The organism is Phenylobacterium sp., from assembly GCF_031425575.1.
GTDB lineage: Bacteria > Pseudomonadota > Alphaproteobacteria > Caulobacterales > Caulobacteraceae > Phenylobacterium.
Window position 1 is genome coordinate 1 of sequence record NZ_JANPJP010000336.1, and the last position, 14,181, is coordinate 14,181.

At 68.7% G+C, this 14,181-nt stretch carries 15 protein-coding genes; 6 read left to right on the forward strand and 9 right to left on the reverse strand.

The genetic code is table 11. The annotated features are described in order from the left end of the window. Window positions 1-118 precede the first annotated feature (118 nt). Window positions 119-721, reverse strand: coding sequence for a methyltransferase domain-containing protein (locus RMO97_RS18460; protein WP_310542476.1), 603 nt, complete (start codon window positions 719-721; stop codon window positions 119-121). Between the two features lie 75 nt (window positions 722-796). Between RMO97_RS18460 and RMO97_RS18465 the strand changes: the two genes are divergently transcribed. Beyond that, the gene (locus tag RMO97_RS18465) at window positions 797-1,549 is read left to right on the forward strand and encodes a TylF/MycF family methyltransferase (RefSeq protein ID WP_310542477.1); all 753 of its coding nucleotides are present in this window, start codon (window positions 797-799) and stop codon (window positions 1,547-1,549) included. Between the two features lie 206 nt (window positions 1,550-1,755). On the opposite strand, the gene RMO97_RS18470 is transcribed toward RMO97_RS18465, so the two are convergent. Both RMO97_RS18470 and RMO97_RS18475 read right to left on the reverse strand, forming a co-directional pair. Beyond that, the gene (locus RMO97_RS18470; protein ID WP_310542478.1) at window positions 1,756-2,865 is read right to left on the reverse strand and encodes a DUF4339 domain-containing protein; all 1,110 of its coding nucleotides are present in this window, start codon (window positions 2,863-2,865) and stop codon (window positions 1,756-1,758) included. Next, window positions 2,862-3,620, reverse strand: a complete 759-nt coding sequence (locus RMO97_RS18475; protein ID WP_310542479.1) for an RDD family protein — start codon at window positions 3,618-3,620, stop codon at window positions 2,862-2,864. Before RMO97_RS18475 ends, RMO97_RS18470 begins: the two co-directional genes overlap by 4 nt. Before the next feature lie 174 nt (window positions 3,621-3,794). On the opposite strand from RMO97_RS18475, the gene ilvD reads away from it, so the two are divergent. The 3 genes from ilvD to RMO97_RS18490 all read left to right on the forward strand — a co-directional run bounded on the left by ilvD (window position 3,795) and on the right by RMO97_RS18490 (window position 6,912). Next, complete coding sequence (gene ilvD / locus RMO97_RS18480; protein WP_310542480.1) at window positions 3,795-5,531, forward strand: dihydroxy-acid dehydratase; 1,737 nt, start codon at window positions 3,795-3,797, stop codon at window positions 5,529-5,531. A gap of 65 nt (window positions 5,532-5,596) precedes the next feature. Beyond that, window positions 5,597-6,298, forward strand: a complete 702-nt coding sequence (locus tag RMO97_RS18485; RefSeq protein ID WP_310542481.1) for an aspartate/glutamate racemase family protein — start codon at window positions 5,597-5,599, stop codon at window positions 6,296-6,298. Between the two features lie 74 nt (window positions 6,299-6,372). Further along, a complete protein-coding gene (locus RMO97_RS18490; protein WP_310542482.1) occupies window positions 6,373-6,912 on the forward strand; it encodes a DUF1993 domain-containing protein in 540 nt (179 codons plus the stop codon). Window positions 6,913-6,926: 14 nt separating this feature from the next. Here RMO97_RS18490 and RMO97_RS18495 read toward each other — a convergent pair whose 3' ends face one another. The 6 genes from RMO97_RS18495 to xth all read right to left on the reverse strand — a co-directional run bounded on the left by RMO97_RS18495 (window position 6,927) and on the right by xth (window position 11,591). Further along, a complete protein-coding gene (locus RMO97_RS18495; RefSeq protein ID WP_310542490.1) occupies window positions 6,927-7,625 on the reverse strand; it encodes an NnrU family protein in 699 nt (232 codons plus the stop codon). 50 nt (window positions 7,626-7,675) lie between these two features. Further along, window positions 7,676-8,392 (reverse strand): hypothetical protein, encoded by a 717-nt coding sequence (locus tag RMO97_RS18500; protein WP_310542483.1) that lies wholly within the window; start codon window positions 8,390-8,392, stop codon window positions 7,676-7,678. Between the two features lie 123 nt (window positions 8,393-8,515). Beyond that, window positions 8,516-9,325, reverse strand: a complete 810-nt coding sequence (locus RMO97_RS18505; protein WP_310542484.1) for a DUF2145 domain-containing protein — start codon at window positions 9,323-9,325, stop codon at window positions 8,516-8,518. Then, window positions 9,322-9,702, reverse strand: coding sequence for a hypothetical protein (locus RMO97_RS18510; RefSeq protein WP_310542485.1), 381 nt, complete (start codon window positions 9,700-9,702; stop codon window positions 9,322-9,324). Before RMO97_RS18510 ends, RMO97_RS18505 begins: the two co-directional genes overlap by 4 nt. A 121-nt stretch (window positions 9,703-9,823) precedes the next feature. Then, window positions 9,824-10,807 carry an NAD-dependent epimerase/dehydratase family protein gene (locus RMO97_RS18515; RefSeq protein ID WP_310542486.1) on the reverse strand — a complete coding sequence of 328 codons (984 nt, stop codon included), beginning with the start codon at window positions 10,805-10,807 and terminating at the stop codon, window positions 9,824-9,826. A 4-nt stretch (window positions 10,808-10,811) separates the two neighbouring features. Further along, window positions 10,812-11,591 (reverse strand): exodeoxyribonuclease III, encoded by a 780-nt coding sequence (xth, locus tag RMO97_RS18520; protein WP_310542487.1) that lies wholly within the window; start codon window positions 11,589-11,591, stop codon window positions 10,812-10,814. Between the two features lie 200 nt (window positions 11,592-11,791). On the opposite strand from xth, the gene RMO97_RS18525 reads away from it, so the two are divergent. Together RMO97_RS18525 and RMO97_RS18530 are read left to right on the forward strand one after the other, a co-directional pair. Beyond that, on the forward strand, window positions 11,792-12,082 hold the full coding sequence (locus tag RMO97_RS18525) for a hypothetical protein (RefSeq protein WP_310542488.1): 291 nt from the start codon (window positions 11,792-11,794) through the stop codon (window positions 12,080-12,082). 73 nt (window positions 12,083-12,155) lie between these two features. Next, window positions 12,156-14,181: TonB-dependent receptor domain-containing protein (locus tag RMO97_RS18530; RefSeq protein ID WP_310542489.1), on the forward strand; the 2,026-nt coding region annotated here is incomplete at its 3' end.

Sequence of the window (14,181 nt, forward strand, 5' to 3'; positions counted from 1 at the left end):
CAGGCCTGCCTGGACCTGCTGGCAGACCCGCAGCGGCGACAGGCGGTGGCGAGCGCCGGCCATGACGCCTTCCGGGCCCTTCCTCAGGCGCCCATGCTGCGGGCCGCCCTGGAGGCCGTCAGCGCGCGCTGAACTTCGTCAGTGTGTCGCGGTCGCTCTGGGAGAGTTCGATCTTCTGGAAGGTCACCTTCATGGAGTCGATGGCGCGCGGCGTTCGGACCACGACGTCCTGCGGCTCCCCCCTGGTGCGCAGCTCCCGGCCGAGCGGGCTCACCACATATTCCAGGCGCTGGGTGACGAACCGGGCCTCCGACCAGCCCAGGTACCAGAACCAGTCTGTGTAATAGAGGCAGCTGCGCTCATTGAACGCCCGCACATGGGTCGGATCCTGCCAGGCCCCGTAGGACAGGTCATAGGGCACGATGACGTTGAAGAGCCCGCCCACCTTCAGCAGGTTCAGGCAGTTGGTCACCGTCCGCACCAGGTCGGGCACGTGTTCCAGCACGTCGTTGCAGACGATCTCGTCGAAGGCCCCGTGGGCGACGGCGATCTCCCCGAACCGGGTGGTCTCGAAGGTTTGGCGGCCGCCTTCCGGAAAGTCGGTGCTGACGTCGGCGACGATGTCCGGCGACCAGTAGTTTGAGATGTCTATATTGAGAAAGTCAGGCTTGAAGTCCTTGCCGCTTCCCAGATTGATCTTTGTGGGCGGCGGCGTTGACATCCATTTTTCTCCGAGCGAAAGCACTTGCCCGGTTCAGGCCGGGGGCCGACCGGCCAAGCGATTTGGGGCACGTTAATGACAGACGTCGGCGCGTTGCAAGACAGCTATCTGCAGCTGATGGAGCGGTGCCTCCTGGGTCTGATCTGGGAGGATCCGCCGCAGGACATCTGGTCGGGCGGCGTCTTCAAGCCGGCCCTGCGCGAGACCGGCCGCGACTGGCCCAGCAAGGCCCACAGCATGATCGGCTCACGCCGCATGCGGAACATCCGCCTGTTGGCTGAGGATGTGGTGCGGCGCGGCGTGCCCGGGGACTTCATCGAGACCGGCATCTGGCGCGGCGGCGCCTGTATCATGATGCGGGCGGTGCTGAAGGCCCATGGCGTCACCGACCGCCGCGTCTGGTGCGCCGACTCCTTCGAAGGCCTGCCCGAACCCGATGCCGCCAGCTATCCGCAGGACGCCAACGACCAGCACGCCACCTACGAGGCGCTCGCCATCTCCCTGGAGCAGGTCCAGGAGAACTTCTCCCGCTACGACCTGCTGGACGACCAGGTCCGGTTCCTGAAGGGCTGGTTCAAGGACACCCTGCCCACCGCCCCCATCGAGACGCTGGCGATCCTGCGGCTGGACGGCGACATGTACCAGTCCACCATGGAGGCCTTCGAGGCGCTCTACGACAAGCTGTCCCCCGGCGGTTACTGCATCATCGACGACATGGGCGCGGTGCCGGCCTGCCGTCAGGCCGTGGCTGACTTCCGCAACAAGCGCGGCATCACCGACAAGATTGAACAGATCGATTGGACCGGAGCCTATTGGCGGAAGACCTAGGCGGTCTGGGCCCACCGTCAGGCCCAATTCGGCGATCATGCGGTCGCTGATCAGAACCTTCTGCACCCTGCCACTGACGGTCATCGGGAAGGCGTCCACGAAGCGGACGTAGCGCGGAATTTTGTAATGAGCACGGGTGGGGCGTCGGCGCCGCGAGCGATAGCGTGGTCGATGCTCGCGCCTCCGGCGCCAACCTTGGCTCAAGGCTACGGGTCTGCGGGGGCCAGATGCGGCCGCGCGGTCTCCAGGTGATCCTCGACCTCGGCCTCGGTCAGGGGCCGGTCGCCATCCAGGACACCCGTCAGCACACCTCGGCGCAGGGCCAGCGCCGCCGGCGTCTCGTAGACCTGGTCGGGCCCGGCGGTGTTGGCGGCGTCGATGTAGTCCTTGGGCACGCCGCGTTTCAGCAGGTAAGCGTCGGCGCGCTCGCCTTCGGCGATCAGGCTCCAGGCGAAGAACCGGTCCGCGACCGGGGCGACGGCGGAGCTGGCGTGAAAGGCCAGGGATATGTCGGCGTCGGCCAGCCGGTGTTGCGCGCCCATCAGCACGATGAGGCAGGCGCTCGCGCAGTGGTTTCGGGCCACCACGGTCACCCCGCCGCGTTTCTCGATCGCCTCGGCGGCGGTGAGGGCCTCGGAGGTTAGGCCGCCATAGCTCTCGATCTCCACGGTGACCGGATCCGGCGCGAGGGCGAGAAGCTCCTTCATCCGGCGTCCGAAGTTCACCCCGATCGCCCCCTTCACGGAGATTTGGCCGGACGCCTTGTCGATATGGGCGTCGTAGGTCCAATCCTCGATGGTGAGCTGGGCGGGGATCACCACGAGAGCCGCGCGGATCGAGAAGGTCGAGAGCAGGAGGCCGAACACCAGGAAGAGCCCCGCGGCGACCGAGACGACGGCGGCGAGCTCTCTCCTTGTCCCCAGGGCGCGGGCGGCCCGGCGCCAGGCCAGCAGGCTGGCGATGCTGAGGACCGCTAAACCTGGCCCGGCGAGGCCCCAGGCCCAGAGGAGGCCTGACCCCGTAAGGCCGAGGTCGCCGTCGGCGTAGATCAAACCGATGAGCAGGGCCGTAGCCGCCAGGAAGGCGAGGCTTTGGGCCGCCAGATAGGTCCAGAATGCCATGCCGGCGGGCTTTCCGGCCACCCGGCCCAGCAGGGCCGGGCGGAAGGGCAGCCAGGCCCCCTGGACGGGCGACCAAACCCGCAGACCTCGGCGCACGCGACCGGTCGCCGCCAGCCGCCTCACCTCATCGGTGGTGTAGGGCCCCTCGGCATCGCCCCCGGCTGGCGAGGCTAGCCACCAGCCTGCCTCGGTCACAGGCTGGCGAAGGCGCGAAGCGCGGTCAGCCAGGCGAAGTAGAGCAAGCCCGCCGTCCACATCAGGATGGTCGCCAGGCGGCTCTCAGGGCGGTGGTTGACGGTCAGCTGCTGAGCCTTGTCCCAGGTGGTCACGCCCTGGTCCTCCAGCCGCCCGCGCGCGGTCAGCAGAGTGGCGAGGGACACAAGCGGAATCCCGCAGCCCAGGCCCTGGAACCAGACCGCGAATTCCCGGCGCAGGGCGCGCATCACGCCGATGGGGGCGCCGTCCTTCAGGACGCGAATGCCAAAGATCCACTTGCCGATGGAAAGGCCGGTCAGGCCGATGATCAGGGCGTTGCCGGGAATGGCCGCCAGCAGGGTCAGCAGGATGTCGATGATCTGGCCGCCCGGCCCATCAAAGATCTTGAAGAAGGCGTCGGCCTCCGCCGGGGCGATGGCGTAGGCGACCATGCCGATCAGCGCCCAGGTCAGGGAACCCACGATCATGTTGTCCACGCTGCGCGCGAAATATCGCCGCCATGCATGGGGCGCGGTGTCGGTCCAACCGCTTTGAACGCCCGGCTGGGCTTCGGGCACCGTGAAAAGCCAGGGGAGGGCCTGGGCCGCCGTCGTCCAGACCGTGTCGGCGGCGCGGCGTACAGGGGTGGCGCCCGCCACCATGCCCTTACGGACCAGGGCGGTGAGGTCAGCGGCCTTGGTCGGGCCGAGCTCCACGTCCCCGTCGCGATAAAACCAGGTGTCCTTCGCCGTCATCACGCGCCCCCTCAAGCCTCACCATACGAGCCGGTTTCCGCATGGGATTCAACCTTGGCGTTTGCCGACGGCGCGGCGCCCACGCCAGATGGCGGGGCATCGCGCGGCCATGCGGGGTTCCAACCGCGGCGCTCGACCGGTACGGATGGGCCTCATTGAACGGAAGGCCCCGACATGACCCGCAAGCCCGATGGAACCTGGGATAAGTCGAACCTCCCCAGCCGCCACGTGACCGAGGGCCCGGCCCGGGCCCCGCACCGGTCGTACTACTACGCCATGGGGCTCGGCAGCCGCGAGATCGCCCAGCCCTTCGTCGGCGTGGCCTCCTGCTGGAACGAGGCCGCGCCCTGCAACACCGCCCTGATGCGCCAGGCGCACGCTGTGTCGGAAGGCGTGAAGAAGGCCGGCGCCACCCCGCGTGAGTTCTGCACCATCACCGTCACCGACGGCATCGCCATGGGCCACGAGGGCATGCGCTCGTCCCTGGTGAGCCGCGACGTCATCGCCGACTCCGTGGAGCTGACCATGCGCGGCCACGGCTATGACGCCCTGGTGGGCATCGCCGGCTGCGACAAATCCCTGCCGGGGATGATGATGGCCATGCTGCGGCTGAACGTGCCCAGCGTCTTCCTCTATGGCGGCTCCATCCTGCCGGGCTCCTGGCAGGGCCGCGACGTCACGGTGGTGGACGTCTTCGAAGGCGTGGGCATGCACTCGGCCGGCAAGATGAGCCTGGAGGACCTGTGCTCCCTGGAGCAGCACGCCTGTCCGTCGGACGGCGCCTGCGGCGGCCAGTTCACCGCCAACACCATGGCCTGCGTGTCGGAAGCCATTGGTCTGGCCCTGCCGCTCTCGGCCTCGCTGCCCGCCCCCTATCTGAGCCGCGACGCCTATGCGGTGGCCTCGGGCGAGACGGTGGTCCGCCTGATCGCCGAGCAGCTGCGGCCCCGCGACATCGTCACCCGCAAGTCCTTCGAGAACGCCGCGGTCGTGGTGGCCGCCACCGGCGGCTCCACCAATGCCGGCCTGCACCTGCCGGCCATGGCCCATGAGTGCGGCATCGAGTTCACCCTGCGCGACTTCGCCGAGATCGCCGCCCGCACCCCCTATATCGCCGACCTGAAGCCGGGCGGCCGCTTCGTGGCCAAGGACATGGGCGAGGCCGGCGGGATGCCCATGCTGCTGAAGACCCTGCTGGAGGGTGGCTTCATCCACGGCGACTGCATGACGGTCACGGGGAAGACCATCGCCGAGAACGTCAAGGACGTGAAATGGCGCGACGACCAGGTGGTGATCCGCAAGGTCAGTGAGCCGCTCTCGCCCACCGGCGGGGTTGTGGGCCTGTGGGGCTCGCTCGCGCCGGACGGCGCCATCGTCAAGGTGGCCGGCATGACCAGCCACCGCAGCCATCGCGGTCCGGCCCGCTGCTTCGACGGCGAGGACGCCTGCTTCGCCGCCGTCGAGGCCGGCGACTACCAGGACGGCGACGTCCTGGTGATCCGCTATGAGGGCGCCCGCGGCGGTCCCGGCATGCGCGAGATGCTGTCCACCACGGCGGCGCTTTCCGGCCAGGGCCGGGGCGACAAGGTGGCCCTGATCACCGACGGTCGCTTCTCCGGCGGCACCCGCGGTCTCTGCGTCGGCCACATCGGCCCCGAGGCCCAGATGGGCGGACCCATCGCGCTGATCCGGGACGGCGACATCATCAACATCGACGCCGACGCCGGCATCCTCGACCTGGAGGTCGACCCCATCGAGCTGGAGAGCCGCAAGCGCCACTGGGAGCCGAAGGTCACCAACTATGGCTCTGGCGCCCTGTGGAAGTACGCCCAGATCGTCGGTCCGGCCCACAAGGGGGCGGTGACCCACCCCGGCGCGGCAGGCGAGACCCACGTCTACGCCGACCTCTAGAGCGCGCGACAGCCTAAGGTGGGAACCGGTTTCGGCGCCCGTCGCGCGACCAGGAAAGGACTCTCATGAAGACCCTTGGCCTGCTGGGCGGCATGAGCGCCGAGAGCACGACGCTCTACTACCAGGAGCTCAACCGCCTGGTCCGCGAGAGGCTGGGCGGACTGCACTCGGCGCAGTTGCTGCTGTGGTCGGTGGACTTCGCCGGCATCGCCGAGCTGCAGGCCGCCGGCGACTGGGCGCAGGCCGGCGCGGTGCTGGCCGACGCCGCCAAGCGGCTGGAGGGCGCGGGCGCCGAAGCCATCCTGATCTGCGCCAACACCATGCACCTCGTCGCCGACCAGGTGCAGGCTGCGGTGGCCGTGCCGGTGATCCACATCGCCGACGCGACGGCGCGGGCGGTCAAGGCGGCGGGCTGTTCGCGGCCGCTGCTGCTGGCCACCCGGTTCACGATGGAGAAGGATTTCTACCGCGGCCGGTTGGCCGCGCAGGGGGTCGATGCCGTCGTCCCCGATCAGCCCGACCGCGATCGCCTGCACGCCATCATCTATGACGAACTCTGCCAGGGGGTGGTCTCTCCGGCGTCGAAGACCGAGGTGCTGGCCATGATCGCCAAGGCCGGAGCCGCCGACTGCGTGATCTTCGGCTGCACGGAGATCGGGCTGCTGCTGACGCCGGCGGATCTGAGCCTGCCGGTGGTGGACACCGCCTTGGTGCATGCCCAGGCCGGAGTGGACTTCGCGCTCTCAAATTCCTCCCCCCGCACGTAGCGCGGATCGGGGGGCGTCATTCCCTCGTGACGATCGCCTGCTAGACACCTCGCCGTGGAGGATTGCGCGGACCGATGAGCCTGTACGACCTGACGATCCCGAGCTTCCTGCAAAGCCTACGGGTCCTCGTCCGGCCGCTGGACAAGGCGGAGGCGCACTTCGCGGTTGAGGGGCGGGATCTCGCTGAACTTGCCGCCCTTCGCCTCGTACCGGACATGAAGCCGTTCTCGTTTCACATTGAGGCGGCGATCAACAACGCCGTCGGCGCGGCGGCGCGGCTGAGGGGCCTGCCTGCCGCCAATATCGAAGGGCCGATCACCCTGTCGGACCTGCGCAACGCCTTGGCCGCAGCCATCGCCGAGCTCGAGTCGTTGGAGGCTCACGAATTCGAAGGAGCGGAAACGCGCGAAATCGTACTGCCGAGCTCGAAGGGCGCGCGGCGCTTCGAAGGCCTCGACTATGTGCTGAGGCTCGCCCTCCCCAATGTCCATTTCCACGTCGCCATCGCCTACGCCCTCCTGCGCAGGGAAGGCGTGGACCTCGGCAAGCGCGATTATCTGGGCGACCTGCCCGCCAGAGGGCCGCGGGCCGATGCTCTCGAACTGACCCACTGACGCGCGAACGGCGATCAAGAGGTCGCAGACACCCCAAACAGGAAGGGGTGGGCCAGGACGAGGCCGACATAGACGACGATGGCCGCCAGTATCCGCCACCAGCCGATTTCGCCGATCTTCAGGGACTGGCGGCCCGACAGGATGGCCGCGAAGGGCAGGTTGGAGGTTTGCGTGGCGAAGGCGTGCCACGTCGGACCAAGCGCGTGCTTGCGCTTGGCGTCGATGCTGGTGGTTCCGGACAGGGCCAGAAGCAGCATGGCGCCGAACAGGATGATGCTGGCGCGGTCCCCGTTCACCAGCAGGTGGCCCGCGGCCCACAGGGCGACCCCCCACAGAAAGGGATGGCGGGTGACACGCAGCATGCCCTTGACCACGTCAGGGCGGTTGAGCGTCCCCTCCTGTTTCACGCTTGTGGGGTTGGGGGTGGTCAGACCCACGACCACGAACAGGAAGGCTAGGCCCTGCAGCAGCAGCTGGATCTTCCAGGTGAGGGGCGTGATGTCCCAGTAGGACGCGTTCCAGGTCGCGGTGCGGCCGGCGGCGTAGCCGAAGCCCAACCAGGCGAGGCCCGCCACCGAGGCCAGGGAGAACAGGCCCATGTACGGACCGTCGCCGATCTTGGCTGTGATGGCGTCGCGGGCGCGGGTGCCCGAGACGAGCAGGTGCAGCAGCACGAAGAATGCGGCGGCGGCGAGCAGACTGGCCCTGCAAATCCTCCCTCAAGGTCAGGGAAAGGTGCGGCTGTAAATTTACAGTGTCAAGTTTAGCGTTGGTGGTCGTCCGGATCGAAGTCGTCATCGTCCTCCCAGGGCGGCGGTTCGGCGCCGGCCCGGGGTTGTGGCGGGGGGAGAGGAGGCTCGGCTTGGGGTGTCGGCGGGCGCGCCGGCTCCGCAGCCGCAGGCGGCGGCAGAGGCGCGGTCACCGCCGTGGCCGCCGCCGCACTGGGGTCGAGGGCCCTGGGGCGGCGCAGGATCGCCTCGGCGCGGGCCAGCCAGCGGTTGGCCTCCAGCACGGCGGCGCCCGGCGACGCGGCCACCCGGCGGCTCTCGTCCCCGGTCAGCCAGAGGTCAAGCTCGAAGTCGGGGTGCTGGGGGTCGTCGAAGATCAGTCGCAGGGTGACGCGGGCCGCATGGCTGACCCTCTGGTCCAGGGCGCGGCGTTGTTCGTCGCGGTGGGCGCGGGCCACCACCTGGTCGTCGATGATCAGCTCGGCGCCCATCAGCTCATCGATCCGGTAGACCAGGCACCAGGCCCCAGCGTCCCAGGCGACGGCGGCGAGGCCGGTGGCGAAGTTCACCCCCACCCCGCGCCCGCGGCCACGGGCCACCAGCATCGCCTCCGGCTCGCCCTTCAGCACGCGTTTCAGCGCCCGGCCGATGCGCCGGTCCTCATCGAAGAACCAGATGGCGAAGGAGCCCGCGAAGGTCACCGCGGTCCCGGCCAGGGCCAACATCAACAGGAGCCGGACGACGTCGTTCATGGCGCGACGCTAGAGCGATTTCAGGCGAAGTGGAAACCGGTTCGCCGCCCGAAATCGCGCCAGTCGAATCGGCCTGACCGATCCGCGGTCCGGCGGTGTTCGCGCGAGCCGAGAAGTGAGCGATCAGCGCGCGTAGTTGATGGAATAAGTCGCTTCCAACAGATTGTTTTCCCGCATGAATTCCGCCATCGATTCATAGGTGGCGGTGCGGATGGGCCCCTGCTGGTCGTCGGTGCGCAGGCGCTGGTCGGCGATCGGGCCAAACAGCCGCAGGACCGCGTTGGCCTTCACCAGGGTCGGCTTGTAGTGGGCCTTGAGGTTGGCGGTGATCTGGTCGGGGCTGGCGGTCTGCCACACCGCCGCGGCGATGACGTTGAGCATGAAGTTGTTGCAGTTCTGGTAGGTCCGCCGCCACGGATTGGCCACCAGAGAGTAGTGCCGATTGTGCACCGCCTGATAGGTCGGGCTGTCGATCACCGCGATGATACGGCGCTGCATCTCCGGCGAGGGGATGATCACCGCCATGTCGTCGACGGTGGAGCCGCGGGTGAAGTCGAAGGGATAGTCCTGGACCAGGCGGCTCTCGATTTTCGGCCAGGCCTCGCCGTCGCCGGCATAGAGGTTGTAGACGGCGTAGCCGTGCTGGGTCTTGCCGTCGGCGGTGCGGATCGTCCGGTGCACCCAGAAGCCGCCGTGGGTGTAGCTGATCCCCTCGGGAAGCTGGCTGCGCGGCCGGCCGGTGCGGAACACCAGGGCCAGCTTGGCGCCCCGGGAGGCCAGGTCGCGCTCCACCTGCTTGGAAAAGGCCGCGGCCTCCGGCGCCGTGAAGTGCGGGGCGATGGCGCGGGCCGAGGAGTCCTGGGCGGCGGCCGGGACCGCAGCCGTGCTCATCAGCGCGGCGGCGCCGGCGGCGAGAAGGGCGCGGCGGTTCATTTCTTGACCGGGGCCGGGGTGTTGTAGGGCACGGCCGGGGCCGGATCGGGGGAGACCACGACCTTGTCGTCGACGATCAGCTTGCCTGAATCCGCGGCGGTCTCCGACACTGAGGCGCCCGCGCCCACCGACGCCGCGCCGCTGGCCATCACGGCCGAGCCGCCGGCCATCGACCCCGTGGCCACCACACTGGCGGGGACGGCGGAGACCCCGACAGTGGTCTTCACGCCCGAGGAAGTCAGCAGGCCCACGGCCTCCGACGTGGCCGCCGAGGCGCCCGAGGCGTCGGTGGCGCTGTCCTGGGCGAAGGCGGGGGCGGCGGCCAGGGCCAGGGCGACGGAGACGGGCAGGACGAAACGCATAACGGGGTCTTTCATGTTGCGAGCGGCCTCTTAACCACGCCGCCCCGATTTCGATAGTTAAGCTTTCGCAAGCTGAACCATTGCTGACAGGCCCCAGCTTCGCCTGCGAATCTGGGAGAAGTTGTGGCGATCATCCCTAGGCGGGCGGCGCTTCGAACATTTGCGGCGGATAGGCCGAAAGGCCGGGAAAGGCGGTGAGCCATTCCTTGCCCTGGGCCTGCGCCACCAGGGCGGCGCAGAGGGCGGGCGCGGTGGCGGCGTAGTCGGTGACCGGGCGATAACCGAGCGCGGCGGCCGCGCTCATGTCGGCCACCAGGGGCGCCTCAAGGCTCCAGGGGGTGCGGCCCTTCCAGCCCTTCGGCGGGCCGGGGAAGGGGGCCAGGGTGGCGGCCGATCCCGTGGCCCCTAGGATCGCCTGCCCGATCTCCGCCACCGTGGGCGCGTCCGGGTCGGCGGCGTTGAAGACGTGGACCCCCGGCTGCTCCAGGGCGACGCCGATCAGTTGGGCGAGGTTGGCGGTGGCCGTCGTGTGGAACCGGCTCTCGCCGTCGAAGGCCAGCGGAATGCTCTGCGCGCCGCGCAGGATCTGGCTCAGGAACCACCACTCGCGGGGCGCGCGGCTGCCCGGGCCGTGGACAGCGAAGGGCCGCAGGATCTTCAGGGGGACGCGGGCGCCGGCCAGGAGGGCGTCCTCCATCGCGACCTTGTTGCTGGAATAGTCGGTCCCGCCGGGCGGCGTCCGACGCTGGTCCTCACGCAGGGGGACGGGATAGCGCGCGCCCTCCGGCAGGGCGCGTCCCTCGTCGTCTAGATAGACGCTGCCTGTGGAGATGACCGCGAGCGCGCCGAGGCTGTCCTGCAGGGTCAGCCACTGGCGGGCGTGGACGGCGTTGAAGGCCACGGTGTCGATGACAGCATCGAAGGGGCGGGCCAGGGCATCGCCCAGGGCGCGGTCGTCGTCGCGGTCCAGGACCGTCACCGTCACTCGGCCGGCTAGCACCGGAGGAACTTCACCGTGACGCTGGCCGACGGTGACGTCCCAGCCGGCCTCCAGCAGGTTCAGCGCCGCCGCCCGGCCGATCTGGCCCGAACCTCCCAGGATGAAGGCGCGGCGGCTCATGCGCCTAGAGGTCCAGTTCCGTCACCACCGGCACGTGGTCCGACGGCTTGTCCCAACCGCGGACGTCGCGGTGGATGACGCAGGACAGCAGCTTGTCGGCGGCCTGGGGGGAGAGCAGGGCGTGGTCGATGCGGATGCCGTTGTTCCGCTGCCAGGCGCCGGCCTGATAGTCCCAGAAGGTGTAGCTCTCCGGCGCGCCGTCGATGGCCAGGAAAGCCTCGGTGAAGCCCAGCCACTTCAGCGCCCGGAACGCCTCCCGGGTCTGGGGCTGGAAGAGGGCGTCCTTGGTCCAGTTCTCGGGATGGGCGGCGTCGCGGGGCTCGGGGATGACGTTGAAGTCGCCGGTCAGGACCAGGGGCTCCTCATAGGCCAGCAGCGCGCGGGCGTGGGCCTGCAGGCGCGCCATCCAGGCCAGCTTGTAGGGGAATTTCTCGGTGTCGATGGGGTTGCCATTGGGCAGGTAGATCGAGGCCACGCGGACCGGATTGGGGCCGGAGACCACCGCCTCCAGATAGCGGGCGTGGTCGTCGGCGTCGTCGCCGGGCAGGCCCTTGCGGACGTCTTCCAGGGGCGTCTTGGAGAGGATGGCGACGCCGTTGTAGGATTTCTGGCCGTGAACGGCGACATTATAGCCAAGCCGTTCAAAGGCTTCAGCCGGAAACTTCTCGTCGACGCACTTGATCTCCTGCAGGCAGGCGACGTCGGGGGAGACCTCCTCGAACCAGCGCAGCACGGTCTCAAGGCGGGCGTTGACCGAGTTGACGTTCCAGGTGGCGATCTTCATGGGCGTCCTTCGGCTTGGCGGGTCTGACCCGATCTAGCCTCTCGTCGATGGGATCGCCAAGCAAACAAGCGCGCTAGCCTGACACGCGACCTATGAGCGCCCGACCGGCGATTCAGTTTGACGCGCGGGGGTCGGATAGGGACCTTGCGCCCATGTCAGGGGCCCCCCGAAAAAGACGGCCGCTTTCGCGTCGCGCGCGAATGATCTGGATGGGCGTGGCGACCGCCGCCTGCCTGGCCTTGTTGCCGTTCGGCGCCGTGGGGGCGCTGTTCTCGCCCCTGGTGTTCGACCACCAGGGCAACATCTTCAATCCCCTGGCCTGGATCGCCTTCCTGATGATGATCCTGTTCTGGATCGTCTGCCTGATCGGGCCCTTCGGCGCCTGGGTGCTGTTCAAGCGCGACAAGGAGCCGCTGGCCTGGGCCGCCATGGCCGCGCCCCTGGCCTGGCTGACCGTGCTGGTGGCGATCCTCCAGTTCATCCCGGGCTAGCTGCCGCTTGACCCGTCAGGCGGGCTCTGCCATTTGGCAGCTATTAAGACTTAATCGCAAATTGGAAGACCCCATGACGTTCCATGCCCTGTTCGGAGGGACGGCGCTCGCCCTCCTGGCCGCGATCGTTCCGGCGCAGGCCCAGGTCACGATCCGCGAGGACAAGGCGGTGGACGAACTGGTGATCACCGCCATGCGTTTCGACGCGCCGCGCGCCACCGTGCCCTCGACCATCCAGATCATCAGCGAAGGCGAGCTGCGGGTGCAGCAGTCGCTGGGGATGAGCGCGGTGGAGGCTGTCGCCGCCCTGGCGCCGTCCTTCTCGCCCACCCGGCAGAAGCTGTCGGGAGCCGGTGAGACCCTGCGCGGGCGCTCGCCGCTCTATCTGGTGGACGGTGTCCCGCAATCGACGCCGCTGCGCGACGACAGCCGCGACGGCTTCACCATCGACCCCTTCTTCATCGACCGCGTCGAGGTGGTGTTCGGCTCCAACGCCATCCAGGGCGTGGGCGCCACCGGCGGGGTGATCAACTATGTCACCGCCCCCACGCCCAAGTCCGAACAGGGCTGGACCGGAAAGGTCCTGGCCCAGACCAGCTTCGATGACGGAAACCTGGACGACAGCTTCAGCTACAAGGCCGCGGGCCTGGTGGGCCGGGACTTCGGCGCCTGGGACTTCGTGGCCGGCGCGTCCTATGAGCGCCGGGGCGGCTATTTCGACGCCGACGGCCGCCGTATCGGCATCGACGCCACCCAAGGCGAGCTGCAGAACTCCGACAGCTGGTCGCTGTTCGGCAAGGCCGGGGTCGACCTGGGCGCCGGGCGACGCCTGGAGGCCATGGTCAACCACTTCGAGCTGGAGGGCGGGGACGACTATGTGCTGGTGAACGGAAACCGCGCCACCGGCCGGCCGGCCAGCGCCGTGAAGGGTGTCCAGCGCGGCCTGCCCACCGCCAACGAGGTCACCTCGGCGGCGATCACCTACAAGGACGGCGACCTGTTCGGCGGCGCCCTGACCGCGCAGGCCTTCGCCCACGACTATCACGGCGTGTTTGGCGGCTCGATCACCGGGACCTTCCAGGACGTGCGGATCGCGCCGATCAACACCCTGTTCGACCAGTCGGCCAACAACTCCGAGAAGCAGGGCTTCAAACTGGACTACGAGCGCGGCTTCGACGCCGCGCCCGGTCTGAAGGTGCTGCTGGGCCTCGATGGCCTGAAGGACAAGACCTACCAGGAACTGGTGCTGACCAACCGGGTCTGGGTTCCCGAGACCACCTACAAGAGCCTGTCGCCCTTCCTGCAGGTCCACCAGGCGCTGTGGGACGACCGTATCCACCTGTCGGCCGGGGTGCGCCAGGAGAACGCCACCCTGGAGGTCGCCGACTTCACGACCCTGGCGTCGTCGGGCAATACCCGCGTCAGCGGCGGCGAGCCCAGCTTCACCGAGGTGCTGAGCAACGTCGGCGGCACGGTGCGCGTCGTGGACGGTGTGACGGTCTACGCCTCGTATGCCCAAGGCTTCACCATGCCCGACGTCGGCCGGGTTCTGCGCGCCATCAACACTCCCGGCCGCGACATCGACACCTACCTGGACGTCGCCCCGGTGGTTTCCGACAACATCGAACTGGGGGTCGAGTTCACCCGTGGGCCGGTGAACGGCTCCCTGGCCTGGTTCACCTCGTCCTCGGACAAGGGCGCGCTGCTGGTGCTCAACGCCGGCGGCACCTTCGACGTGCAGCGCCAGCGCACCGAGATCGAGGGCGTCGAGGCCACTGTGAAGTTGGCCGCCACCGACTGGCTGACCGTGGGCGCGGCCTATTCGCACCTGGAGGGCCGCACCGACACAAATGGCGATGGCCGCGTGGACGCCGACCTGGACGGCGCCAACATCTCGCCCGACCGCCTAACCCTGACCGCCGACGCCACCTATGGCGATTTCGACTTCCGCCTGCAGGGCCAGGTCTTCGAGGCCCGCAGCTTCCAGGGCCAGCCGGCGGCCAACAGCTTCGAGGGTTATGAACTGCTGGACGCCGTCGCCGCCTGGAACGCTCGCTTCGGGGTGGTCAGCCTGGGCGTCCGCAACCTGCTGGACGCGC